Origin of the sequence: Flagellimonas ochracea, from assembly GCF_009903685.1 — a bacterium.
In the GTDB taxonomy this organism is placed as follows: domain Bacteria; phylum Bacteroidota; class Bacteroidia; order Flavobacteriales; family Flavobacteriaceae; genus Flagellimonas; species Flagellimonas ochracea.
In genome coordinates, this window is record NZ_JAAABI010000002.1 from 293,588 (window position 1) to 319,566 (window position 25,979).

Sequence of the window (25,979 nt, forward strand, 5' to 3'; positions counted from 1 at the left end):
GCATTTGAAATGTAAATTCCATTTTCGAACTTGGCGCTCCCTATTTTTGGCATTATCCCCAAGACCTTGGAGATATACCAAAGCCTAATCTTATTGCTAATAAGTGAGAATCTAGAATGCGGGAGATTCTGTATGATCAAATAATAGATTGCCATCTTAATTTTTCGCATACGTCCTAAATTTTAGTAGGGATATACTTCCCGTTGATAGTCCCAGGAAGATGGCACACAAGTACCCAAAAGAACTCAAAAGTATGGGTTGAAAAACGCTTAGGCCGATAATATATATAACCATGAAATTTTTGATATACTCCTTGTACCTATTCGTAGACTCGGTTTTGGAGTCAAAGAGTTTAAAGAAAAAGAAAAGGAAAATCAATATGCCCAATCCAATCTCCGTGGTAAAAGTAAATAAAAATGCATCGTAAATGGGGCCTCTAGTTTGGCCAAGAGACTTATAACCAAGCATCTCGGGACCAATGTTGTATTTTTCGTAAATCGCCGTGTTCATAAGCGAAACCTTCGAGCCAAAGGTGCCTACGCCTGTGCCCCATGGCATATTGTCGCCCAAAATTTCAACTGCTTTCCTTACTATTCTCCATCTAATGTATTTGTCGTCCAAAGCAACCGTGTTGGCCTTTGAAAAAAATACGATATAATATATCAAAAGCCCACTTACAACCCCAATTAGTGTAATGGTTTTCTTTGCCCATTTATTAATTGTGCTTCTATAAGCAAATGGAAAAAACAACAGGAACAAAAACATAAACAGAACTTCCTTTCTGGAGAAGGACAGCACCAAAATCAAAAACGCCACCATTAACTTTATTCTGTCTTTTTTTCCAATTTTAAACCCAATGCCATAATGAAAATAGAACCAGATAATCACATAAAAGCTAATGAAATTGGCCAAGCTCGCACCCGACCCGAAGAAAGAAACCAAATAGAAACCGTTTATTCCTCTTCCAAATGTCTTTAGACCAAGCCAATCCCTGAACTCCTTATAGAATGGTATCTCAAAAAGCGTAATCAACAAAATCAAGCCCAAAACTATGTCCAGAAGAGACTTGATTCTTACTAAGGTTTCCCGTTTTTCCTCTGCGTCCAACCCATGATAGTAAAGAAAGTACACAAACCATTGTCCATACAGTCCTACCTGCAAAAAACTCAAGGGATATAGGTTTTTTAAAACCACCACAAAACACATATACGCCAACAATGTTAAGGCTACCAGCGCTATACTCCGTATGGTGCCTCTCCTTGAAACCTGAAGTAGGTACATCAAAAACACCACTAGGGTAATCATCTCGTTATAAACGTCAAAAGGAAAGTTCAACAAAATTGTCAACTTGTTTACAAAAGGTTGAAATATTAACAGTGCTGGAATGATCTGTTTCAAAATAGCTCGGTGTTTTTTACATTTTGTCGATATCCCATCTTAAAATAAGACGCTTTGTTCTGTGTTTTGTCCAAGTGTTCCTTATCCAGTGAAGGGGTCTTTAGATTTACTACCGACGCGTTCATTGAACTTGGTTCAAAATACTTTAAAGAAAGGCCGTCCAAGTTGAAGAAAATGGTTTTAACTCCGAAAGCCTCGGCCTCTATTGCCACAGTTGAAAATATGGTAATGTTATAATCAACATGCTTGAGGATTTCGTAAACGCTATATGTAGGAAACAGCATAATGTTCTTTATTCCTGTGAATTTTGAGTAGTCCATATGCGAATAGTCCCTAGGTTTTAAAATAAACCCCCAATCACTGTTTCCCAATGCTTGCCTTTCAATCCAACCGAGCAGCTCCTTCTCCTTTAGGCATTGAAGGGTCACCAAAAATAACTTTTCATATTGCTTTCCAAGATTCGCTAAATTCTCGTTGTAAATCGTATCCAAAACATTCTCAAGATAAAGGCTTCCAACGGGAAGTATTTTGTCAGGTCCAAATATTAGTTTCGGAATCTTGATGCTTTTTTCATAACTGCCGAAAGCTATTAATTTGTCTGGATAGTAAAGGTCGTCAAAAACATGTTCTGAGAGATAAAATTGATGGTTCTTACCTATAAAGCCATGTTGCGCTTCAATTACCGGGATGCCTTCAAGGTGTGCTGCAACCACTAGGGGCATTTTGGTAAAACTGCTGATTAAGAAAACGGCTTTGGGTTTAGTCCATCTAAGTAATCTTCTATACATGTACATTTCACCCATTTTTGCACGAAGCTCGCCTTCAACGTTGAAATGCAAGCCATATTCTGCCTTGATATCCTCGAATACTTGCAATTCTTTACAGTTGGAAGAAACAAAAAATGAATATACTCTGGAGAGCAATTTAAACGGAAGGTCCGACACTGCATGTTTTGAGTAAGTACTCTTCGATGGAAAATGCCTGTTTATGGCCCATTCTATGAAAATTGATTTTTCCTGTCCATACTTGTCGGCCCATGCGTCAAAGAAAACATCATAGTGTTTGTTTCCAACCTGTAAGGTTCTCTTGTCCGCATTGTTGAAGAACAAATACTCAAATTTACTAAGATTAAAAAGGTTTCCAAAGCCCCAAAAAAAATTCTTCGCCAATTGCAGCTTTGAACGATTACGCGGGCTTGGGTTGAACTCATATTTCTTGCGCATTGTTTCAAAGTAGAATTTTTGCCTTAAAAATTTCCAGGCAAACAATCCATGACATGTTGGAACCTTTACCTCAAAGCCTTTTTCAATTTCAAGAAGTTCGTTGGTCATGGACATACAAATCTATCTTAATCTTCTATAAAGGTAGTCCAAAACCATCCGCCTACTACTCCAGAACAACGCTGCACAAAGTATTAAAAAAAGCATTGCTTTTATAGCAAGTGTCAAATAGAAAGATATTCGGGCCATCAAAAAGTCTTGAAGCCATAAGGGTGCCAAGGCAATAGCAAGCCCAAACAAAAACTGAACTGTAATTTGTTTTGTTTTATAAGGTATGTATACCAGTCTTTGACTAAAAATATAGGCAATTACCACAAAGACTATCTTTGAGATTAAACAGGCCATGGCGGCTCCAATAATACCATAGGATGGAATCAATGCAAAGTTGAAAGCAATATTTATAGCGGCTCCGCTAATTGTAATCAATGGTAAATGCTTTGTTTTTTCCAAGAAGAATACATTACTAAAAGAATAATAGAATCCATTGGCCACAAAAGCGAAAGCTACGAAGGGCACTACAGTATATGCGCTGTGGTAGTCCGTCTTGCTTATCAAAACCAAAAACTCCGGTGAAAACCAACTGATTCCAATTCCAAAAACGATGTATGCCAAAACTATTTTTCCAGTTACGTCAACAATCAATTGTTTGTGGTTGGTGTTGGTCTTTACCTGTTCAAAGAACCATGGGCTGTAAGCAGAATTAACGCCCAACGTGACTATGTTTATAAGTTTTCCCAGCTGGGCGCCGATATCAAATATGGCCACGACACTCAAGGTCGCCAAACTATTTAATATAAGCCTGTCGGACAAGTTCATTGCCCAAGAGGAAAGATTATGGGGGACTATGGGCAGCGAATACTTAAGGACTATTTGCAATGGCTCCTTACGAATCCCGAAATCTATCTCCCCGGATATCCTGTACACAGTGTACAGAAAAAAAACAATATTCGAGAATGCCAATGCCAGCAGTGCTCCTTCTGCTTTAAAGTTAAACCCTAGAATTAGTACTATGGTAAGCCCAACGATCAAAACAAAATATAGAAAATCCAGAAAGCCAGCCGCCTTGGCTTGCTGTTTGGCCTTCAAAATGGATTGATAGTAGAAGTAGGCCGGCTGTGTAAATACACTGATCAGTGCAAGAAACATATATGGAAAGAAAGCCACGTTGGGAAATATATGCTGCATCAAAAATGCCTTACTGGCCCATAGAAGGATTATCAGTATGCCACTTGAGACCAAAATGAAGGTGAAGCTTGTACCCCAGAGGGTTCTAAGATAAGCAGGGTCTTTGTCCTTGTATTCGTAGTAGTAGTAGGCCGTAGATCCCCTAATTGACAATCCGGCAAGCAGGACAAAGAAGGGAATTGCCGCCATTATGATTCCCAGCATTCCATATTCCTCTGTGGAAAGTTGTGTAGTGTATAATGGAATCAGGAAAAAAGCAAAGCCTTTTTGGAGTATGGTGAAAATGGCATAGATCAATGAATTTTTCGCCAAATTTTTCTTTGCTCCTAGCATTCCGTATTGTTAGATTGGTTATGGGCTAGCTATACCCTTTTTGTTGATATACCAATGATCCCTGGGCCTCAGATCTAAGGGAATTCTGTGCCTTTGGCTCTGGTCTAATCAGATTATCAGTTTATAATGGTTTTCTCCCGGTAATAGTTCATGGCCTATATCTTTGGCAAATTTGGTTCCATAATCCCTTTGCCCATCAAATGTTGTTTTTATTTGTTGCAAGGTTTCCTCCGGGACTTGTGCCTGTATCATTTTGTTGTTGGTCCTTTGAACAATGTTAGCCCTAAATAGTTGTGCCACCTCAAAAATGCTTGGGTTATGGTCTGGTTTGAACTGTGCGAAAATGTTCCGCAACACTTCATAATCTTCCAAATAATCACAGGTTAGCCTGGTGTCTTCGGCAAACATTTTGGTTTCCACATCCAAATATCCAATCTTAAAAAAATCAGGCCTGTTGACAAATGGACCCCACACTTCCGTATCACTCTTCTGTTTCATCTTTACAGCTATTTCCAGCGCCTTTGTGTTCAAGTAATAGGGTGTGAGTCCAATAGGGAGTCCCGAGGTGAAAACAAAATCCGCAGGCTCTTTCTGCACAAAATCCAGTATGATATTTGAAATGTACATTGAATGCAACGGATTGTCCGCCGTAATACTCAAAAAGGCATCAAACCCGTAATATTTGGCCGCTCCCAAAAGCCTCTGAAGGACATCGTCTTCCGATCCTGCAAAGAACTTGATTCGATGGTCGATGGCATCCTCCATCAACCTTGAGTCCTGACTATTTGAGGAAGTACACAATACTACATTTTCCCGGCCTATTACCTGTTTACATCTTTGGATGACACTGTCGAGCACAGTAGAGCCGTTGAGTGGAAGTAATATTTTTTGTTTAAGTCTGCTGCTTTTCAACCTCGCCGTAACAAAATATCCTATTTTCATCTTGCGCTTTCTTTTTTATCAGCCAAAAATTGTCCTATTTCCGCTTTTTTAAACTCGTATTTAATATTGGAAAAATCTATGAAAGAGTCGGCTTCGATATCACTAGAAGCAGTTAGCCCAATTATTTTTGGCAAAAAATACTGCATCATATAGGTGCTCTCATTTGTGCGTTTGAAGCCAATCTTCTCCAAGGTAATTCGTTCCCCCTTTTTTATTTTTGCATTTGCCACAATTGCCTTTTTCATAGATCCAGTGTCTCCATAGGACAGTTCTGCCTCAGACATTTTTAACCCCCCATCACCAATAGTAGCATGAACAATGCCCATCAATTTTTTGGTCTTTGCAAGCTGGTCTAAACTTATCGCTGCCTGCGAATCGATTCTATCTTCTCCAAAAACATGTGTAAAATGCTTCTCACAAACATTTACCCCCATTGCCATTCCCAGCGTAGAGATTACCTCGTTGAATTCATTCTTAGGGTCTGTATGATCTGCATACCCCATGGGCAATCCAAAAAGGTCCTTGAGTTTTTGCATTTTTTGAAGATTGATGTCTTCATATTTTGTCGGATAATTTTGAAAGCCGTACATCAGTAGGATATCTTGTTGCCCAAGACCATTCAATACTTCTATCGCATAAGAAATTTCATCCAAGGTGGATCCTCCCACTCCTAGAATCACAGTTCCCTTAAACTTGGCAGCTCTTTCAAGCAAAAGATAATCGTTCAAGCCCGTTGCATGTATTTCTATAGCTTCGATTTTCAAGTTTTTGCTGTTCAGCACAAAATCAATTGCTTTGGAATCGTTGCACAGGGCTATCAAATCTAGACCCTTGTCATTCGCATAACCAATAATTCTTTCCCATTCCTTTTCTGAAAACAACCATTTGTTAAGTATATCGAAAGCGTTGTGGTCCCTTACAAAATAATCTTCCAAGTTTAACAACAGATGCACTTTTAGTGCATCAATGCCAACTTTGGCTCCATGATCGATTAATTGCCTAAGAAATTCTTCGTCCCCTTGATGATGGAAGGCCGTTTCTCCAATAAGATATGGTCTATTAGTGGGTAGCATATTAGAATTTTATGTGTTTTATGTCATTTTTTGCTTTCTCAAATTCCTCAGGTTTGCCAATATCAAGCCAATAACTGGACAGTGGATAAGAAATCACTTTTTTGGACTTTGAAATTAGCTGTTCCATCAAATCAGTTGTATTGTAGAAAGAGTTTGGGGGAATTAAGTCAAGGATTTCTCTTTTCATAAGGTAAATACCCCCATTGGAATAGTACGTGTACGTGGGTTTTTCTTTAAGATTTAGAACATGTCCATTACTGGTTTCCAAGACACCATATGGAATTTCAACCCTATATGGAATGGTTACGACCGATAGGTCCGCATCCTGTTCCATAAAATCAAGAAAGAATTCTTCATAATCCATATTGGTAAGAATGTCCGAATTGGTCAAAAGAATAAAATCGTGCTTGAAGTTGTGAATCTTAGAAACAGCGCCAATTGTTCCCATGGGTTCTTTTTCCCTTACATATGAGATGGAGATGTTCTTTTTTTTCCCGTTTCCAAAATAAGATTCTATTTGTTCTCCCAGATATCTTACCGAAACCCAGAAATCATCTATGCCATAAAGAGCCAAACGATCCAGATTAAGTTCCATTATGGGTTTATCCCCAATCTTAAGCAGAGGTTTGGGAACATCCTTTGTCATTGGCATTAACCTAGTTCCCTTTCCACCAGCCATGATCACCGCATCCACTGGCAAGTAGGACCTTAAAAGTCTAAAGTTTATTATGTTTACAATCTCCCTTCGTTCATTGAGCACCGGTATTACCTTGAAGTTCTTTTCACGATACTCTATTATTTGCTTAATATTTTGTTCGCCTTTTGTCACAAATCTTGGGTTGGGTTGGATTACGGAATCTACTGTTTCCTCAATGCTTATTCCCTTGATCAAGCCACGTCTAATATCACCATCTGTCAGCGATCCTATTAAACGTTCTTTGGAGTCAACCACAAAAAGTATGGCATCCTTGGCCAGTTCATCCAACTGAATAAGTGCTTTTTTTATTCTGCTCCCAGAATTTATTAAGTGGTCTTTATAGTTTCTCAATGGTGAATATTTTTGATGTCATAAAATGATTTTTTCACTTTGGAAAAATCGATTTTTTTTAGTTCACTCATAATTCTGCGTGTTGCGTCACCGTCGCCATAAATATTCTCTTGCCTTTGTATTTTTGATAAAAAGACACTATCTACGGCCTTTACTATCGCCTCTGAAATTTCTTTGTAAACCGGTGCGCAACTTATAACACTTTCTGACATTAATCTTCCTTTTTGACGGTCTCCGATGTTGATGGTCGGTGTCTTGAAATAAGGGGCTTCCAGTATTCCGCTGGAAGAGTTTCCAACCACAAAATCCACATGCTTGAGAGCCGACAGGTACCTCAACTGTCCCAACGAGGTGAAAGCTACTGCTCTATCTTTGTTTTTTGAAACATATTCGTCAATCATTTCGTTGATTACTCTTCCTTCTTTATCTGAATTGGATTTGGTAAATATCAACGTTGTGTCTTGGGTTTCGTCCAAAGCTTTCAGGATTTCACCGAATTGACTTCCACCGGTGGCCCGTTCCAATGTGACGGGATGAAATGTGATGAGCGCTGATTTTTTATCCAACTTGATGCCTATGGATTCTTCGAACTCGCTTTTTGATAAAAGTTTCAAACTTTTTATGCTGTCTATTCCTATGGCCCCTACGTTGAAAGCCCTGGTCGGGTCCTCACCCATTTGGATAATCCTATCCCTATAACATGCTGTCGAAGCAAAATGGTAGTGGCTCATTTTGGTGATTGCGTGTCGGATGAACTCATCATATGCACCTTCAGTGGTTTCCCCTCCATGGATATGGGCAATTGGAATGGAAGCCACCATCGCAGCGGTAACCGCCGTTAAAATCTCTGTTCTATCGCCAAGTACAATAAGCAAGTCTGGCTTTTGTTCTGCGAGGACTTCGGCAAAACCCATTAAAGCCCTGCCCATAGATGTGGTAATGGCTTTAGCAGAATCTCCATCAAGACCATCATCTATCATGGCGTCTATTCTCAAGCCGTCCCCCTCAATTTCTTTGTAAGTATTGCCAAACTCAGGCATCAGGTGCATACCTGTAACCAGTAATTTAAGGTCAAAGTCAGTATCTTCCCTTACCGCAAAGATTAACGGTTTCAATAAACCATATTCCGCACGTGTCCCTGTGACAATAGCTATTCTTTTCATATCAAATCATCCTCCTCATAGTCCCTAAGGGCATTGGTTCCAACAATCTCGTCCCATCTCATCGGAGAAATTCCATTACCAGGCCTTTTAACAGTTAAATTTTTCTCCGTTAAAATATCCCCTTTTTTTATAGCCCTTAGAGCTACTATACTCTTTCTCGCAATAGTTTTATTCTTCATTTCGCTTGGGCTCGGCTTTTTCACCCCATCCCCTAGGGAAAGCTCTATATTCCTGATGGATTCAACCATCGCTTTAAGCTCCCCTGGTTCCAGTGAGGCTTTGTGATCAGGCCCATCCATATTCCGATCCAAGGTAAAATGCTTTTCAATCACCGTTGCGCCAAGAGCAACTGCTGCTATGGGAACCTCAATTCCAATAGTGTGGTCTGAGTAGCCTACTTGTACACCAAACTTTGACCCTATGGTAGTCATTGCATTGAGGTTAACGTCCTGCATCGGTGTTGGGTATTCCGTGTTGCAATGCAACACCGTTATGTCGGATTGCTTTGCTCCAGAGGCAATAAGAGCTTCAATTGCATTGGATATCTCTTCAAGATCTGCCATTCCGGTCGACATTACTATCGTTTTTCCCAAGCTTCCAATTTTACGCAAGTATGGCAAGTTGGTGATTTCTCCCGAAGGGATTTTAAAGAAATCCATTCCCAAATCATTTAAAAATTCTATACTCTCCAGATCAAATCCTGTAGATAGGAATTTTACCCCCTTTTCTTTGCAATGGGCAATAAGATCCAGGTGCATTTCCTTGGTCAACTCAAGCTTTTTAAGCATGGCGAGTTGCGATTCGGTGGCGTTATTGGTGTTTTCTTTTTGATAGACCGCCTTTTCGGCGTTCTTGCTTGCCAAATTGACTGCCTTGAATGTCTGGAACTTAACATAATCCACCCCAGAATCGGCGGCAACATCAATCAGTTTTTTTGCAATGTCAATCTGTCCATTATGGTTAACCCCAGCTTCTGCTATTATGATGGTTTTGCTCATGATTCTTTTGATTTCAGCATTTTACCAACCCTTAATTTACCCTCATACTCCAGCAACTCGACAAAGGAATCCTTTGTCTTAACGAGGAAAGACCCTTCCTTTGTCTTGCAAAGTATTTGCCCTGGTTTTCCTTTATAAACTGGAGCTTCAGCTATTGTCCTAACCTGATTTATCTTAATCTCATTTCCATCTAAATATGATATGGCCATTGGGCCTGGGCGGCAAATTGCCCTAACAAAGTTGAAAATTTCCCTTGAGCTTTGGTTCCAATCAATCAACTCATCCCCAATACCACGCATTCCGCAATACATCCCAACGGGATGTATGGTTTTTTGATCCACTCCTTTTACAGGGCCTTGCTGAAACATCAAAACCGCCTCCAATAAAATTTTTGCGCACTCCACGTATGCAACCTCCAATAAGGATTTATAGTTGTCTTCCTCCGTAATCGGGTATGTTCTTTGCAAAATGATATCTCCAGTATCAATTCCCTCATCCACATAATGAACTGTGATGCCAAACTCTTTCTCATCGTTTATCAAAGCCCAGTTGAGAATGTTTCGACCTCTGTAAAAAGGTAATTTGCCTGCATGGCAATTTATGGTTTTGTACTTGGGGATGTCAATAACGTTCTTTCTGAAAATTTGATTGAAGCTCATGGAGACAAACAAATCGCAATTGTAAGAGCTCACTTTTACAAGATAGTCTGAAGAGTTTACATTGGGGGTCAATATGTAGTCAATCCCATGTTTTTGGGCATATTCTTTTAAGCGGGTGTCCTTAGTGTCATATCTAGGTGTTATAAACGCAAATTCAACCAGTCCACTTGCCTGCATGTTTTCAAACGCCTGATGGGACCATGGCCCATCGGCAAAATAACCTATCTTGAGTTTTCCCATAGGAACTGTTTATTTTACTTCAATTAATCCGTCAAATCCTTGTTTGTTTAATCCATTATTACACTACTAGGGATATTGACAATGCGCTCCTCCAGCCAAACAGCATTTTCCAAATTTCCGGTTTGGGCCTTCTTGAAAATCTCCAGTCTGTTCATCAATTTCCAAACCGGCCGGGTCATTATTCCTTGGCTGTTGGTCTCCTCTAAAAATTTATTTCGTTCTTCCAATGAATCAAGAACAACTGCATTTAACCAATGGTTGGGTCTGCCTTCTTCACCAAACTCAAAAAAATCAATTTCTGAATCTTCAAAATAATTCTGGTAGTCGCGTGCCAATTTGTTTTTTTTGCTCAAATACTCAGGTAAAAGTTCCATCTGGGCGCTGCCAAGGGCCGCATTTAGGTTTGGTAATCTATAATTGTATCCTGACATATCGTGGTCATATTCCCATGCATGTGGTATTTTGGCCGTTGTTGTCATATGCTTGGCTTTCTTTGCCAAAGCTTCATCATCCGTCACTATCATCCCACCACCACCTGTTGTAATGATTTTGTTCCCGTTGAAACTAAAGGCGCCCAACAATCCAAAAGTTCCTGTGTGCTTTCTCTTATAATAACTTCCCAAAGATTCGGCTGCATCCTCAACCACGGATAGATTATATTCAGAACAAACCGACATCAACTCATCAATTTTAGCGGGAAATCCAAACGTGTGCATGGGCACAACCGCTTTAATTTTTCTTTTTGTGGTTTTATTGATACACTGACCATTTACCACTTCCGTGTTCTGGCTTAAAAACTGTTTGAGTTTTTGAGGTGATAGGCCCAGGGTTTCTTTGTCAACGTCCACGAAAACTGGATGTGCACCGATATAGCTTATGGCATTGCATGTAGCTATGAAGGTCAATGGCTGGGTAATAACCTCATCATCCCTTTCGACCCCTACCAGCAGCAGTGCTACATGAAGCGCAGCCGTGCCATTGACAGTGGCAACTGCATATTTCGATCCTGTAAACTCCGCAACCTGCCGCTCAAAACCATCAACAAATGCTCCCACACTGGAAACAAATGTTGAATCGATGCATTCCTGGACATACTTTTTTTCATTTCCCAAAAATCTGGGTTCATGGAGCGGAACAAACTCTTGTCCCCCATATAGTGTCCTTATAAATTCGATGATATTCTTAAATTTTGCCACTACATTTTATTATCCAGATATTTTCCTGTTTCCTTGTGTTCAAACTCTGGAATCATTTCAAAGAACAAATCTACAATTTCCTGTTTGTCCCAATGCTTTCTTGACTTCAATTCATAAATCTTTTTGGAGAAAAAGTTTAGTTTATCATCATTATACCGAGCATCGTTTTTTATGATGCCCAGATTTTGAAACCTATCAAGGTCCAGCTCTTCCTTGGAAGTAAAAAACTCTTCAAAATCCTTTTCCCCAGTAGTATCACTGGCAACAAAAAGACATGGCCATTTTCCCTCTTGTGGTAAAATCTCCATCAACTCCCTGGCTTCATCCTCATTTTTACATTCAAACGCGTCAAATCCGAGTTGTTTCAAATACTTTACGGCTATGTCCGAAAAAGTAGTCAAATGAAGTTCCTCACTGAGCTTAGGGAAAAATATATCCCTGTTTTCCCCAAATATGCTCGACATCAGACACAACTCTCCCGATTCCTTCGGGGTTACAAAAAACCTTCTGACATCATTGGGAGCCACTATAGGCTGTTGTTTTTTTATGCGTTGATCAAAACCATGAAGTAGAGATCCATCCGAAAAAGCTACATTGGCGAATCTTGCGGTGGATATTTCAATCTCCAGGCTCCTCCGCATCAGAAACATTTCCATTATCCTTTTGGAAGCCCCCATCATATTAACCGGGTTGGCGGCCTTGTCCGTAGAAACACAAAAGTATTTTTTTGATTTCTTATCTATTGCTTGCTGAAGTGTTTTCTCGGTATTCAGAATGTTAACTGAGATCATTCTCATGAGTGTATATGGGTCTTTTTCGCTCCGAACATGCTTCAATGCAGATAGGTTCAACACATAATCATACTTTCCGTCGTTTTCTATAAAAGCGTCGTACTCCTCTGAAGAAATGTCTAAGGCAAATGTCTTGAAGTCTCCTGTTATATAGCCGTATGAGCTTCTTATATCCCTTACAAGTTCAACCAAATTATTTTCACTTATATCGACTACGTGTAACTTTAAAGGGTTCCTTTTGAAAATTTCCTTGGCTGTTGCCTGACCTATTGACCCCGCACCTCCAATAACCAGAAATGACGATGAAGAAACTATGCGTTTTAGGTCTTTTTCATGATTCTCAATATCGGTTTGGAACAATTCTTTGCTTCTTCCAATCAACCTTAATACATCCATTTATACATGTGTTTGTAACCTCACAACACTAGGCATTGTACCTAAATATCGTGCTTCAAAAAAGCAATTATCAAAAGCTTTTTCCAGTGGTTCATTTTGAAGTATAAACTTAAACACTTTACATCAATTATCATTAGGTGTAATCTAAGTTTCCATGTATTTGACATATTTCATCCTTTGGGCATTTACCAAGGATCCCAAAAATGGTTTTTTCCAAATGTTACGGCCTGGAATCCTTTTGGAACATGCATCCAGCAGGACCTTGTTTGTTAGAAAAGAAAGCAATGCACAATCATTGAACTAAACTTGGACCAAAAACCTCAGCTCCCTTAAAATTTCTGCTGATTACATTGACTCTTTTTTGCGCAAGAAATCTATTGCACAAGATAATTTTAAAAAATCATGACATGATCAAACAATCATTCCCGCCGCAACAGTTTCGTTGGTTGCATCGTCCACCAGAACTATGCTCCCCGTGGTTCGGTTTTCCCTGTAATTATCTACAAGCAAAGGTTTGGTAGTCCTGATTTTCACCTTACAAATATCGTTCATGCCTATTTCAATGTCCTCAGAGCCTCGATTCAAGGTGTTTATATCTATTTTATAGATAATCTCCTTTATCATCGCTTTCTGTTCATTTGAAGTATGCTTGATGGTATACTTGGCTCGAGGCTTGGCCGGACTATTGTTCAACCAGCATAGCATGACTTCAATGTCCTGTAATGATTCTGGTTTATTGTTCGACCGAACAATCATATCTCCTCTACTAATGTCTATATCGTCCTCAAGGGTTATGGAAACTGACATTGGGGCAAAAGCCTCTTCGACTTCTCCGGAAAAAGTGTCTATGGTCTTGATTTTGGAAGTAAATCCCGATGGCATTACGGTTACCTCATCCCCTTTTCGAAAAATTCCCCCAGCCACTCTTCCAGCATACCCTCTATAGTCCCTAAAGGACTCGCTTTGCGGTCTAAGAATGTTTTGTACCGGGAATCTGGCATCCACCTTGTTGATGTCGCTACTAATGTGCATGGTTTCCAAGGTATGCAACAATGGGGCCCCCTGGTACCAGGCCATATTTTCGGATCGGTTGACCACATTATCCCCCAAAAGGGCGCTTATGGGTATAAATCGGACGTCCCTGACCAACATTTTCGAAGAAAATTCCTCAAATTGGGCAATTACATTGTTGTATACCTCCTCAGAGAAATCTACAAGATCCATTTTATTGATGCACACGATCACATGGGGAATTTGCAACAATGATGCAATAAATGCGTGCCTTTTTGTTTGTTCAATAACACCATGCCTGGCATCTACCAAAATGATAGCAGCATTCGCAGTGGAGGCGCCGGTCACCATGTTTCGGGTATATTGAATATGCCCAGGGGTATCCGCTATTATGAACTTGCGCTTGGGCGTGGTGAAGTAGCGGTAGGCCACATCTATGGTGATTCCCTGTTCCCGTTCGTCGCGCAGACCATCTGTAAAAAGTGCCAAATCCACACCATCATGACCTTTTTTCTTACTGGTATTTTCGATGGCTTCCAACTGGTCCTCAAAAATGGACTTGGAGTCATAAAGCAATCGTCCTATCAAGGTGCTTTTTCCATCATCAACACTACCTGCAGTAGTAAAACGTAAAAGTTGATTGTTATCCAACATAAGCTTCTAAAAATATCCTTGTTTTTTCCTGTCTTCCATCGCCGTTTCAGAACGTTTGTCATCAGTTCTGTTGCCCCGTTCGGTCTGTCTCATAGCAGATACTTCCTGCGCTATTTTTTCAACGGTATCGGCATCCGATTCTATTCCTCCCGTAATGGTAATGTCACCAAGGGTTCTAAAGCGTATTTTTTTTATCAGCACTTCCTCTCCGTCTTCCAGTTTGAGAAACTCGGAATTTGGAATCCAAGAATTGTTCCTCCAAACGACTTCCCTTTCGTGCGCGAAATACAGTGATGGTATCTCAATCTGTTCCCTTTTGATGTAATTCCATACATCCATTTCGGTCCAATTACTAATTGGAAATACACGGAAATGCTCTCCCTCAAAATGTTTTCCGTTGAAGATGTTCCATAGTTCTGGTCGCTGGTTCTTTGGGTCCCATTGTCCAAAGTCATCCCTATGCGAGAAAAACCGTTCCTTGGCACGGGCCTTTTCCTCGTCTCTTCTCCCCCCGCCGATTGCACAGTCGACCTTATGATGCTCAATGGCATCCAATAAAGTGGTAATCTGAAGCGCATTCCTAGTGGCGTTTTTGCCTTTTTCCTCGGCCACTCTTCCTTGGTCTATGGATTCTTGAACAGAGCCGACAATAAGTCTAACGCCTAGGCTTTCAATAAGATCATCCCTGAACTTTATGGTCTCGGGAAAATTATGTCCCGTATCCACGTGCATCAATGCGAAAGGAATCTTACTGGGATAAAACGCCTTGCGGGCCAAATGGGTGACCACAATGGAATCCTTGCCTCCACTAAACAGTATCACCGGATTTTGGAACTGGGCCCAAACTTCACGAAGGACAAATATGGCCTCCGATTCAAGCTCATCTAAATAGTTCAAATAATACTTGCTCACTTCAACAGTAATTTAGGTTGAATCAATTCATATATCTTTTTGATGGACTCTTCTATAGAGTCTTTCTCTGTTAGAACAATATCAGGGTGCAAAGGTACTTCATAAGGACTGGATATCCCGGTCATATCCTTTATTTCTCCTTTCCTTGCTTTTTCATATAGGCCTTTCACATCCCTTCTTTCACATTCCTCCAAACTGGTGTTCACAAAAACTTCTACATAGTTTTTCTTGCCCACAATATTTTTTATAACATTCCTGTCTTTCTCATAGGGAGCCACAAAAGCTGCCAAAACCACAATTCCAACGTCCACAAAAAGATTGGCCAATTCTCCAATTCTGCGATTGTTCTCCGATCGGTCCTCAGCAGAAAAGCTCAAGTCTTTATTTAGCCCACTTCGCACATTGTCCCCGTCCAAAATATAGGTCTTGATGTTGTTCCCAAATAATTTTTGCTCCAACGCATTGGCAATTGTTGACTTTCCCGATCCAGAAAGTCCGGTAAAGAAAATTAGAAAGGAATTGTGCCCATTGGCCTTTCTACGTTCTTTTACCCCTATTTTATAATCATATTTTATGATGTTCTTCTCCATCTTTTTGCTCTGTTTCTGATGTCAAGTCCATAGTTGATTCTATACCATGCCCTTTCATGATAATAGTACAGCACCATTTTGGTTATAACTTCCGCCAAACCAATCTTCAATCCGGTCCAAGGGTTTCCAGATATAATCCAGGACAGAACTATCGTATCTAGGGTTCCGAGGATTCTCCATGTGATTGTTTTTAGAATATGTCTTCTTCTGCTGTCCCCAATGCCTATTTTTATCCATGCACGCTCATGAAGATAATAGAGCACCATTTTGGTAATGACCTCGGCCACTCCTATTTTAAGACCCGTGAACGGATTTCCGGTAATCGCCCAAGACAAAATGATGGTGTCCAAAGTACCCACCAATCTCCATGTTACGGTTTTAGCCAAGTGCCTCTTATATGATACTTTTTGCGGCATTTAATGAACTAAAAAGAAAGGGTTAAGTAAATTCTCTTTGTTGTACGTGAGTTCGTTTTTGGTTTCCCAGTTTTCTACCTTATATCCCAAGGCCTTGCAAATGGCATGGCCCGCGGCCGTATCCCATTCCATTGTTGGCGCAAATCTTGGGTATACATCGGCTTTACCCTCAGCAACAAGGCAAAATTTGAACGAACTGCCTTTTGATACTACGGATACTTCTATTTGTTCTTTTTCCAGATCTCTAATGAATTCTTCCGTTTTATCATTCATATGGGAACGACTTCCAACCACGCGCATAACATTATTTGTTACGTTCATAGCCGAGATTTGGTTTTTAGATGAAAAAAGATTTTCGGGCAGTTCCTCAATCTTGTCCACAATGATTTTATAGCTAGCTCTTTCTTTCACATTTGCAAAATATAATTCCTTGGTGACCGGGGCATAAATGACCCCTAAAATCGGCTCCCCTTTGCTAATTAGAGCGATATTTACGGTAAACTCTCCATTTTTTTTGATAAACTCCTTGGTTCCGTCCAGAGGATCGACCATCCAACAGAGTTCCCAATTTTTTCTGACCTGGTAATCAATTGTTTTGTTCTCTTCGCTGATTATGGGCATCTGTGTCTTTTTCAAATATGAAAGTATAACCTCATTGGCATCCTTATCGGCCTTTGTCAAAGGTGAATCATCCTTTTTATGGACCGTTTCAAAATCTGAGGACTCGTATACTTTCATGATTGCCTTTCCTGCATCTACCGAGGCAAGAATTGCTGTCTCAAGGTTTTTGATCAAATCTTTGCTCTCCATTGGGTGGTTCATAGTTATCTAACTCTATTTTTATTTTTCCAAGTTGTCCTTATTGGAAAGTATAATTTGGTCTTTTTCCATTTTCCAGTCAATCCCAAGTGATTCATCACTATACATAATACTCCCCTCAGAGTCTTTGTTATAATAATTGTCACATTTATAGAACAACCGTGCCGTTTCGCTCAAGGTCAAAAACCCATGGGCAAATCCCTTGGGAACAAACAATAGTTTCTTGTTTTCCCCGCTTAACTCCAATGACAAATGTTGGCCAAAGGTCTCCGAATTTTTACGCAGGTCAACCACCACATCCTGTACTTTTCCATGAAGTACCGAAACCAGCTTAGCCTGGGCATGTTCGCCTTTTTGATAATGCAGTCCACGAAGAACTCCTTTCTTTGAAAAGGATATGTTGTCCTGTACAAAGTTCACCTCCTGTGCAATGGCCTCACAAAAGGCCTTATGGTTGTGGATTTCAAAGAAATATCCCCTTTCATCATAATGGATTTCGGGCTCCAAAATGAAGCATCCCTTCAATTTTGTTTCAGTTGCCTTTATCATGCTTCATTGTTCAAAATGCCCAGTAGCCGCTTGCCATAGCCACTTTTCATCAGTGGGCGGGCCAATTGTTTGAAATGTTCTCTGGTAATATAGCCCATTTCGTATGCCGCCACCTCAATGGAGCCTATGATTGTTCCCTGTCTTTCTTCAATAACCTCGACAAATTGAGATGCCTGCATCAGGGCCTGAAAAGTTCCCGTATCCAACCAAGCCGTTCCTCTGTCCAAAATACTGACCTGGAGTCTTCCCTTTTGTAGATAGGCTTTGTTAACATCTGTGATCTCCAATTCTCCCCGATCACTTGGTTCAATACTTTTAGCAATGGAAACAACTTCATTATCATAAAAATAGATTCCCGGGACCACGTAGTTTGACTTTGGTTTTTCGGGTTTTTCCGCTATGCTGATGACCATGCCGTTTTTGTCAAACTCTACCACACCGTATCGTTGCGGATCATTGACCCGGTATGCGTATATGATGCCACCGTCGGGGTCATTGTTGGATTGAAGCGACTTGGATAGGCCTGCACCGTAAAAAATATTATCGCCAAGGACAAGTGCTACTTTATCAGTTCCTATAAAATCGGCCCCAATAATAAATGCCTCCGCCAACCCATTCGGTTTTTCTTGCACTGCATAAGAAAAATAGCATCCATATTTTTCACCATCACCAAGAAGATCTTGGAATAGGGGCAGGTCTTTCTTGGTGGAAATGATCAATATTTCCCTTATTCCAGCATACATCAATGTCGACAAGGGGTAATATATCATAGGTTTATCATATATAGGCATCAGCTGCTTGCTTACCGATAAGGTAAGCGGGTGCAATCTGCTCCCTGTCCCTCCTGCCAATACAATTCCTTTCATTTATTGAGTTGTTGATACTGTTTTTTATAATATTCTTTATACTCCCCTGACGTTACATGATTTAACCAATCTTGATTGGTCAAATACCACTCGATGGTTTGCCCTAGACCCTGCTCGAATGTTACGGTTGGCGACCACCCCAATTCGTTTTTTATTTTCGAGGCATCGATTGCATATCTTAGGTCATGGCCAGGTCGATCTTGTACATAGATGATCAACTTTTCAAAGGAACCCTCCTCCCTGTTGAGTTTTTTCTCCATCAAGCGGCACAATAACCTAGTCAGGTCAATATTCTTCCATTCATTAAATCCACCAACATTATAGGTTTCCCCCTTTTCGCCTTTATGGAAAATTAAATCAATGGCCTTTGCATGGTCCATAACATAAAGCCAATCCCTTGTATAATTACCATCGCCATAAACGGGCAGTGATTTGTTATGGAGAATATTGTTGATGAACAATGGAATTAATTTCTCAGGAAACTGATTGGGTCCATAATTATTGGAGCAGTTTGATATCACATAGGGAAGTCCATAGGTTTCTCCATAGGCCCTTACAAAATGGTCGGAGCTTGCCTTGGACGCCGAATAGGGTGATCTAGGAGAATATGGGGTGGTCTCCGAAAAAAAACCTGTTTCTCCCAAGGTGCCGTAAACCTCATCTGTGCTAATATGATAAAATCTAAAGCTTGGGTTTCCATTAGCTAATTTCAAGGAGGCGTTCAACAAATTCACCGTTCCAATCACATTGGTCTTCACAAAGGCCATGGGGTCCGTTATTGATCTATCCACGTGCGATTCTGCAGCCAAATGGATTATGCCATCAAACTTTGTTTTGGAAAAAAGATCAGTTATAAATTCGGAGTCCGTAATATCTCCCTTGATAAAAGTATAGTTCGGAGCATTCTCGATATCCTTGAGATTCTCCAGATTACCTGCATAGGTTAGTTTGTCCAAGTTATAAACCTGATATTCTTGGTATGTTTCTACAAATTGTCTTACAACATGTGAGCCTATAAAGCCAGCTCCCCCAGTAATTAATATTTTCTTCGGGATACGTTTTCCCATGGAAGGCTATTTGAGATTAATGGTGTGTTGTTTTTCCTCTTGGACTATACTTATTCAAGAAAGAACACTGTTCTTGGGCCTACGGGCAAAGGTATGATAATTCCTATCCAAAATCAGCTTTGCTGTGTCGGCCAACTTGTTTTCCTGCAAAATTTTTTTGGCAAAATCATACCATGACATTGCATTGCCATCACTAAAGTGATATGTTCCAAATGGCTTATTACCCATCAGAATTTCATTCAATAAAAACCGAGATAAATTATCAGTCTCTGTGGGCGTGCCAATTTGCATATCAGTAATTCGTAGTTCTTCTCCGGCTCTGGCCTTATTGACCACGGTTCTATAAAAATTGTGTCCGTATTTCTTGCTATATAGCCAGGATGTCCGCACTATGTAATGGTTGGGCAAAAGGGTCCTAATGTATTCTTCCCCTTTCAGTTTGGATTTACCATATTCGTTAATGGGGTTTGGTATGTCTTGAATGGTGTACGCCCCTTCCTTCTCTCCATCAAAGACGTAATCCGTAGAAATATGTACCAATATGGTTTTACTTTGTTTGCAGGCCAGGGCCAGGTTTTTGACTCCCTCTGAATTTATTTCAAAGGCCCTATCCGGCTTTTGTTCAGCCTTTTCAACATCAGTATAGGCCGCACAGTTGATGCAGTAGTCATATAGATTTGAACCCAATTCCAGATTCACTTTGTTTTTATCAACAATGTCTACTTCGTCCAATCCCTTAAAGGAGAATACGATATCCTTTGTTTCAAAAGCATATTCTTGCAAGGTCTGTCCCAGTTGACCTTTTGATCCGGTAACCAATACCTTTTTCATCTGAGCGTGCGGGTGTCTAACCCTTTTCTAGTTCCAACGCTTTTCTGTTAAGGTAGCGCAGAAAAGACAACACAAAGAAAAGGGAAACCAAAATAGTTGGAATCAACACGATTTTCTTTCCAAATAAAGGCTTTATCGATTTGTGGGGCTTTCCAAAATTAACGATACTCAACGTGGCGGATTGTGCCTTGAGCTCCATTCTTTTGGTCTGAATCTCTTGAATCATTCTGTTTTTTAGATTCAGCAATGCGCCTACGTTTAGCTCGTCCTCATTTTCAAGGACAATTTTACCGACTTCTGAACTTTGCGAGTTTGTTTTCATACTTCGAGTATACTCAGCTATAAGCGTGTCTATTTGCGCAATGGAACTTTCATTTCTTTCAATGGTTTCCAGTGCGTTCTTTGTTTGAATCGAAATCAATTCATTAAAATATGCATTGGAATTGATATATTCCATCAATTTTTGCGCTACGACATTCCCTTTTTCACTTTTGTAAAAGAACGTAATTCTGTGGTGCAGTTCTGTGTTTTTCAATAATTCTTCCCGCAATACATCAGCAATCAAATCAGTGTCCTCGAACTTTTGAAGCACCTCCAAATATTCCAGCTCCATATCGGCTGTCTTTGCGTCTTCCTTAACGGGCTCAATTGAAATTTCGAATCCTTTTGTATCATCAATCGCTATTCCCATTTCATTGAAGAAGGATTCGTTCTTATCCTTTAGATTGACCGCTATTTCATCCACGATATCATACAGGTAATCCTTGCTTTCCAAATTGGGTTTGACTATGACATCCAACTGCTGTTTTTCCTCGCTAATGAACTTTAAGCCAAAGCCTATCAAAGCGCCGATAATGGCCAAACTGATAAGAATTATTGCATTCTTTTTTAAATACAGAAAAACTCGCAGAAAGAAATTCCCAAGCTTATTGACCCCTCTTCCAATCATTTGAAACAGTTGTCCCAAATCTATTTCGTCTGACGTGTTCTGATTTACTGGTTGGTCTGCCATTTTATGATTCAAATATTTGTTTTAGAATTCTGTCGGTTATCAGATAGGTTGGTTTCACACCTGTGGTACCCAAACCTCCTGAGGCAAGTGTGCTGCCTGTCTCTAGGGGATTGTCCGATGCATAATACGCATATCTGACCTTCACGTCCTTTTTGATGCTCTTTCTTATTTTGGAGGCTGATTGAATCGCCTTCTGATAGTGCACTCCTTCCATTTCCAGGCCTATGACATTCCAGGTAGACTGATGAAAAAATCGGAGAATGTCCTTGTTCTGCAAGGAAGTTCCCAAGACTGTGACCATGGTTCCTTCCATAACCTTTAGTCCGTTGCTCTCAAAATCCTTGGCACTCAGTTCATTATGAAAAGGGTAGTTGTCGGCCGTTCCTTCAAAAATATGGGCAGACGGTATCATTAAATCTCCTTTTCCTCCTTCCAAAATTCCAGCTTTGCCCATAATGGAAATGGAATGTACGTTTAAAAACTTTTTTTGTCCGTTCTCCTCCATGGGCTTCAACAACTCATCTATCGTTTCATAGGCTTGTTCCCCAAAAGCATAGTCCATAACAAAGATAACGGGTTTTTCCTCATCGGAAATACCTTCTGGATGCTCATAGCAACATGTGTCCTCTCCAAATTTAGCAGAATCAAAAATTTGAACATCAATGTTTGCTCCACTCATGTCGTCGATAAAAAGCATCCCATTTTTTTTCCCAATGGATTCTATTTTATTTCGAAGGACTTCATTTTTGGGGGAACTCAGGGCTTCAAAAATTTCCAATGATTTTGAATTGGGAAATTCCTTGGCCAATGCTTTTTTGGCGAACAGCGAATTCATTACACTGTGCATATTGGCGCTGATAATATGTATCGGTCTGTTTAATAGCTTCTTTTCAGCAAGTGTCTTCTTTATTTTATAAGCCCAGCGCTCGCCGTGAATATGATGCCCCAGTCTTTCGCGCAACAAGGGGCTAAAAGTGATAGTGCGCTTATTACCAGTGGTTTCTTCCTCAATAGCCAACTTGCCAAGCCAGTGCACAACACTTAAAAATCTGTCGGGATTGTCCGATTTTTCCAGCTTCTGTTGCATTTCAACAACCTCATCAAAGGTCCTGCCCAAAATATTGGCGGTATGAATCATGGCAACTTCCCGTTCGGCCCCGTTTTTCTTTTTCTGATTCAGAAACTGTGTCAATTTTTCCCAATCTCTTATTGTGGCATTTCCGTCTTCCACCAAAACCCTATTGCTGATTTTACCTGACTCTATGAACAAAAATGTGAGGTGGGTAAGGATATCATAAATATCACTTCTCCCCCGGGTTATCTCGATGTTCATTTGCTCATCGTCAATTCGATAGCAATTTCTTCTTCGCTTGGGAGGGATTATGGGCTTTAGGTGTGATTTGGAAAAGCCCTCATCTGAGGTCAGATTGATAAAGCGGCACTGTTCGATGCCTTCTGGCAAACGTTCCAAAACATAGATGAGTCCATTCAGTTCGGCCCGTTGTTCAGCTACCGAACCATAAATTTCAGGCCTCAATACCAAAAGGGCGTCCCTGAGGGCATTCCCCGAAACTCCGGATGGCTTGTAGAATCCCCGGTTGAGCAAATGCCTCATGGTGATGTACAAACGTTCTATCGCATTGGTGGACTCCTGTGCCCTTGTGGGCTGTTTTACTTCTGAAACCATAAATAACTTCGGTCAAAAATACATGAATTCCTGTGAAACAGGAACAATTTCGCCCTGCCTAAATTTTGAAAGGTTGGAGTCCATCAGCCACTTTACGGTCGTTGGAGAGTCTTTGTACCTTGTTTTGTCCACCCAATTTGCCAATAGTCTTCATGTATTCTTGAAAGCCTCCGGGTTTTATCGGTGTAATTTTTAGTGGTTGAAGAATACTTCCAGAGATCAAGTCGAAATAATAACTGTTTTGTTTTTGCATACTCTCTTCCATCAACTTGGAAAATTGTTCGGAATTGGATGGTTCTCTTTCAAATTCAATGAACCATTCGTGATAGGGCAATTGCTCTCCCTCCGGATTGGTTCGAGGGGCAACCGTAAATTCGTTCACTAAGGCATCGGTGTGCTCAACAGCTGTTTGTAGTGCCTCTTCAACTTCCTTGGCAATAACGTGCTCCCCAAAGGCGGATATAAAATGTTTTATTCTGCCAGATACGACAATTCTGTAAGGGTTTGTAGAAACAAACCGAACGGTATCGCCTAGATTGTAAGCCCATAGCCCGGCATCGGTAGAAATAACCATGGCGTAGTCTATATCTGGTTTAACATCACCAATGGTCAACCTTCTTGGGTTCTCATCAAAAAATTCATCTGCTTTGATAAATTCATAAAAAATGCCAGAATTCAACAAGAGGAGCATTCCTTTCTCTTTTTGTGAATCTTGATAAGCAAAAAAACCTTCGCTGGCAGGGAAAAGTTCTATACTGTCCACTTTTCTGCCTATCAAGTTCTCGAATTTGGCACGGTATGGTTCGTAATTAACACCTCCATAAATAAAAAGTTGAAAGTTTTTAAACAGACTTCCTACTTTCATGCCTGTCTTGGCGTTCAATTTTTCGAAATACATTTGAACCCAAGACGGGATGCCGGCAATGACCGTCATATTTTCATCCTTTGTTTCTTCAATGATCTTGTCCACCTTGGTTTCCCAATCTTCAATGCAATTGGTTTCCCAGCTGGGGAGTCGGTTCTTTTGCAGATAGTTGGGAACATAATGCGCGGATATCCCGGAGAGTCTTCCCAGTTTTATCCCTCCTTTTTCTTCCAACACCGGACTTCCCTGCAAAAAAATCATCTTGCCGTCCACAAAATTGGCATTTTTGGTTTCATGGATGTAGCTCAAGATGGCATTGCGCGATGCTTCAACTTGATGCTTTATGGACACTTTTGTAATTGGAATGTATTTTGCACCCGATGTAGTACCGGAAGTCTTGGCAAAATAAATGGGTTTTCCGGGCCAGAGCACATCCTCCGTTCCATCAATAATTTGTTGAATGTAGCCTTTCAATTGCTCATAATCCCTCACTGGTACTTTGCTTACAAAGTCAGTATGGGTACTGATGTTGTCAAAGTCATGTGCTTCACCAAATTTGGTGTTTCGTGCATTTTTAATTAGGCTTAGAAACACTTTTTGTTGGGTTACCAAGGGGTTATTGACCCATTTTGCCGTTTTACGGGCAATTCTTTTGGCAAAAAGCTTTGCTGCTAGTGCTTTAAGTGACATGCTCTAATTAAAGTCAATGTAGTTCAATGGATCAACGGGCTTTCCCTCTCTCCATAGCTCAAAATGCAAATGCGCTCCTGTGGTAAGTTCTCCCGTATTGCCAACAGATGCAATTACTTCGCCGGCACGAACCCTTTCGCCTTGTGATTTGGTTAAGGAGCCGTTGTGTTTATATACCGATGTCAGCCCATCACGATGTTCTACAATTATAACATACCCGGTTTGGGAAGTCCATTCGGAAAAGAGTACCGTTCCATCTGCAATTGACTTAACCGGTGTATCCTTAGGAGCCACCACGTCCACAGCATAGTGCTTGGTCTTAGGGTCAAATCCCTGGGACAATGTTCCTCTCACGGGCGAGAAAAGTAAATTTTCTACATTGTCGATGTTGCGTTCAAAAAGGTTGTACTTGTCCTCCAATTCCACTTCCTGACGTAAAAGAAGGTCCTGGCGAATTGGCGTCAAGTCTACTGTTGAGGGGTCCAATTTGTACTTTTCAAAGAGGGAGTCCCGATTCATTTCATTATTTTCAATGTCCCCTCGAAGTACCATGCGAACATTATCAAGATACCTGTTGGTATAATTCAATACAGTGACCAAAGAATCCGTTTTATAGGTCAATTCTGTGGCCTGCCGCTTCAGTTTAGTGGACGAATACCCTGGAATATACTCTCTAAGTGGGGTAAAAGCGATAATCAGTGTGGTAATACCTATTAGCGCAATGATGAAGAGTGTCCCGGTCACAAAAACATTCAATCGGCTCAACTTAAAAGAAATCTTTTCCTCAAAAGTGCTTTCATTGAGAATGACCAACCGATACTTGTGCAGTAGTTTTCGTTTTATTTCCTTTCGCTTCCTGCCTTTTTTTGCCATAATGAGCAAAGATAACCCTAGATTTTAATTTTGGTGTTAAGCATTTTAAAAATCACCCATCAATTATAGCAAGTGCTAAACTAATTGCAATGCTAATTTTAGTTAATTGCGTGCTACCTACGGTTCTTTTTAGTAATTTTACCTTTCATTTAAGGAATATAGTGTATGATTGCTCAAACTATTTTATTAGGAATGCTCGGACCCTGGCAGATTGTGCTTATCGTAGTTGTAGTTCTCTTGCTCTTCGGGGGCAAAAAGATTCCTGAGCTGATGAGAGGCCTGGGCAGCGGTATCAAAGAATTTAAAGACGCTTCCAAAGAGGATGAAAAAATAGAGGAAGGCAAAGAATCGAAGTCCTAAGTTTTTCAAGTTTAAGCACGCAATAACCCCCTATTAATAAAGGGCTTATCGATGAAAAACCACATTTTTTAAGTG

General features: G+C 40.4%; 25 protein-coding genes. 1 reads left to right on the plus strand and 24 read right to left on the minus strand.

The genetic code is table 11. The features are described from left to right. Nucleotides 1–156 precede the first annotated feature (156 nt). From GTQ34_RS06925 to GTQ34_RS07040, 24 genes are all read right to left on the minus strand, one after another. Nucleotides 157–1,398, minus strand: coding sequence for a hypothetical protein (locus tag GTQ34_RS06925; protein WP_166523050.1), 1,242 nt, complete (start codon nt 1,396–1,398; stop codon nt 157–159). Then, nucleotides 1,395–2,729 (minus strand): hypothetical protein, encoded by a 1,335-nt coding sequence (locus tag GTQ34_RS06930; protein ID WP_166523051.1) that lies wholly within the window; start codon nt 2,727–2,729, stop codon nt 1,395–1,397. The genes GTQ34_RS06925 and GTQ34_RS06930 overlap by 4 nt, the downstream gene beginning before the upstream one ends. A gap of 12 nt (nt 2,730–2,741) precedes the next feature. After that, nucleotides 2,742–4,196: an oligosaccharide flippase family protein gene (locus GTQ34_RS06935; protein ID WP_166523052.1), complete on the minus strand. Its 1,455-nt coding sequence runs from the start codon at nt 4,194–4,196 to the stop codon at nt 2,742–2,744. A gap of 108 nt (nt 4,197–4,304) precedes the next feature. Beyond that, nucleotides 4,305–5,138, minus strand: a complete 834-nt coding sequence (locus tag GTQ34_RS06940) for a cytidylyltransferase domain-containing protein (RefSeq protein ID WP_166523053.1) — start codon at nt 5,136–5,138, stop codon at nt 4,305–4,307. Next, nucleotides 5,135–6,211 carry an N-acetylneuraminate synthase family protein gene (locus GTQ34_RS06945; RefSeq protein ID WP_166523054.1) on the minus strand — a complete coding sequence of 359 codons (1,077 nt, stop codon included), beginning with the start codon at nt 6,209–6,211 and terminating at the stop codon, nt 5,135–5,137. Before GTQ34_RS06945 ends, GTQ34_RS06940 begins: the two co-directional genes overlap by 4 nt. A gap of 1 nt (nt 6,212) precedes the next feature. After that, nucleotides 6,213–7,259: a nucleotidyltransferase family protein gene (locus GTQ34_RS06950; protein ID WP_166523055.1), complete on the minus strand. Its 1,047-nt coding sequence runs from the start codon at nt 7,257–7,259 to the stop codon at nt 6,213–6,215. Further along, nucleotides 7,256–8,422, minus strand: a complete 1,167-nt coding sequence (gene neuC, locus GTQ34_RS06955) for a UDP-N-acetylglucosamine 2-epimerase (RefSeq protein ID WP_166523056.1) — start codon at nt 8,420–8,422, stop codon at nt 7,256–7,258. Before neuC ends, GTQ34_RS06950 begins: the two co-directional genes overlap by 4 nt. Then, a complete protein-coding gene (gene neuB / locus GTQ34_RS06960) occupies nt 8,419–9,420 on the minus strand; it encodes an N-acetylneuraminate synthase (protein WP_166523057.1) in 1,002 nt (333 codons plus the stop codon). The genes neuC and neuB overlap by 4 nt, the downstream gene beginning before the upstream one ends. Beyond that, a complete protein-coding gene (locus GTQ34_RS06965) occupies nt 9,417–10,319 on the minus strand; it encodes a methionyl-tRNA formyltransferase (RefSeq protein ID WP_166523058.1) in 903 nt (300 codons plus the stop codon). The genes neuB and GTQ34_RS06965 overlap by 4 nt, the downstream gene beginning before the upstream one ends. A 47-nt stretch (nt 10,320–10,366) precedes the next feature. Then, nucleotides 10,367–11,515, minus strand: a complete 1,149-nt coding sequence (locus GTQ34_RS06970; RefSeq protein ID WP_166523059.1) for a LegC family aminotransferase — start codon at nt 11,513–11,515, stop codon at nt 10,367–10,369. Continuing rightward, on the minus strand, nt 11,515–12,702 hold the full coding sequence (locus tag GTQ34_RS06975) for a UDP-N-acetylglucosamine 4,6-dehydratase (RefSeq protein WP_166523060.1): 1,188 nt from the start codon (nt 12,700–12,702) through the stop codon (nt 11,515–11,517). Before GTQ34_RS06975 ends, GTQ34_RS06970 begins: the two co-directional genes overlap by 1 nt. 411 nt (nt 12,703–13,113) lie before the next feature. Next, nucleotides 13,114–14,367, minus strand: coding sequence for a sulfate adenylyltransferase subunit 1 (locus GTQ34_RS06980; RefSeq protein ID WP_166523061.1), 1,254 nt, complete (start codon nt 14,365–14,367; stop codon nt 13,114–13,116). Nucleotides 14,368–14,373: 6 nt separating this feature from the next. Beyond that, on the minus strand, nt 14,374–15,279 hold the full coding sequence (cysD, locus tag GTQ34_RS06985) for a sulfate adenylyltransferase subunit CysD (RefSeq protein ID WP_166523062.1): 906 nt from the start codon (nt 15,277–15,279) through the stop codon (nt 14,374–14,376). Continuing rightward, nucleotides 15,276–15,869, minus strand: a complete 594-nt coding sequence (gene cysC, locus GTQ34_RS06990) for an adenylyl-sulfate kinase (RefSeq protein ID WP_166523063.1) — start codon at nt 15,867–15,869, stop codon at nt 15,276–15,278. The genes cysD and cysC overlap by 4 nt, the downstream gene beginning before the upstream one ends. Further along, nucleotides 15,851–16,285: a DUF2061 domain-containing protein gene (locus GTQ34_RS06995; RefSeq protein ID WP_166523064.1), complete on the minus strand. Its 435-nt coding sequence runs from the start codon at nt 16,283–16,285 to the stop codon at nt 15,851–15,853. The genes cysC and GTQ34_RS06995 overlap by 19 nt, the downstream gene beginning before the upstream one ends. After that, nucleotides 16,286–17,107: a 3'(2'),5'-bisphosphate nucleotidase CysQ gene (gene cysQ / locus GTQ34_RS07000; RefSeq protein WP_235914988.1), complete on the minus strand. Its 822-nt coding sequence runs from the start codon at nt 17,105–17,107 to the stop codon at nt 16,286–16,288. 18 nt (nt 17,108–17,125) lie between these two features. Further along, the gene (gene rfbC, locus GTQ34_RS07005) at nt 17,126–17,650 is read right to left on the minus strand and encodes a dTDP-4-dehydrorhamnose 3,5-epimerase (RefSeq protein WP_166523651.1); all 525 of its coding nucleotides are present in this window, start codon (nt 17,648–17,650) and stop codon (nt 17,126–17,128) included. Continuing rightward, complete coding sequence (rfbA, locus tag GTQ34_RS07010; protein WP_166523065.1) at nt 17,650–18,519, minus strand: glucose-1-phosphate thymidylyltransferase RfbA; 870 nt, start codon at nt 18,517–18,519, stop codon at nt 17,650–17,652. Before rfbA ends, rfbC begins: the two co-directional genes overlap by 1 nt. Then, nucleotides 18,516–19,586, minus strand: coding sequence for a dTDP-glucose 4,6-dehydratase (gene rfbB / locus GTQ34_RS07015; protein WP_166523066.1), 1,071 nt, complete (start codon nt 19,584–19,586; stop codon nt 18,516–18,518). Before rfbB ends, rfbA begins: the two co-directional genes overlap by 4 nt. 54 nt (nt 19,587–19,640) lie before the next feature. Further along, nucleotides 19,641–20,417, minus strand: a complete 777-nt coding sequence (rfbD, locus tag GTQ34_RS07020; RefSeq protein ID WP_166523067.1) for a dTDP-4-dehydrorhamnose reductase — start codon at nt 20,415–20,417, stop codon at nt 19,641–19,643. Nucleotides 20,418–20,433: 16 nt separating this feature from the next. Further along, entirely contained in the window at nt 20,434–21,429 is a 996-nt protein-coding gene (locus GTQ34_RS07025; protein ID WP_166523068.1) for a hypothetical protein, read from the minus strand. Between the two features lies 1 nt (nt 21,430). Continuing rightward, nucleotides 21,431–23,116 carry a DUF6909 family protein gene (locus GTQ34_RS07030; RefSeq protein WP_166523069.1) on the minus strand — a complete coding sequence of 562 codons (1,686 nt, stop codon included), beginning with the start codon at nt 23,114–23,116 and terminating at the stop codon, nt 21,431–21,433. A gap of 58 nt (nt 23,117–23,174) precedes the next feature. Then, a complete protein-coding gene (locus GTQ34_RS07035) occupies nt 23,175–24,671 on the minus strand; it encodes a GH3 auxin-responsive promoter family protein (RefSeq protein WP_166523070.1) in 1,497 nt (498 codons plus the stop codon). 3 nt (nt 24,672–24,674) lie between these two features. Then, on the minus strand, nt 24,675–25,544 hold the full coding sequence (locus GTQ34_RS07040) for a M23 family metallopeptidase (protein ID WP_166523071.1): 870 nt from the start codon (nt 25,542–25,544) through the stop codon (nt 24,675–24,677). 165 nt (nt 25,545–25,709) lie between these two features. Here GTQ34_RS07040 and tatA point away from each other — a divergent pair, with 165 nt between their 5' ends. Further along, complete coding sequence (gene tatA / locus GTQ34_RS07045) at nt 25,710–25,904, plus strand: twin-arginine translocase TatA/TatE family subunit (RefSeq protein WP_166523072.1); 195 nt, start codon at nt 25,710–25,712, stop codon at nt 25,902–25,904. The last annotated feature ends 75 nt before the right edge of the window (nt 25,905–25,979 follow it).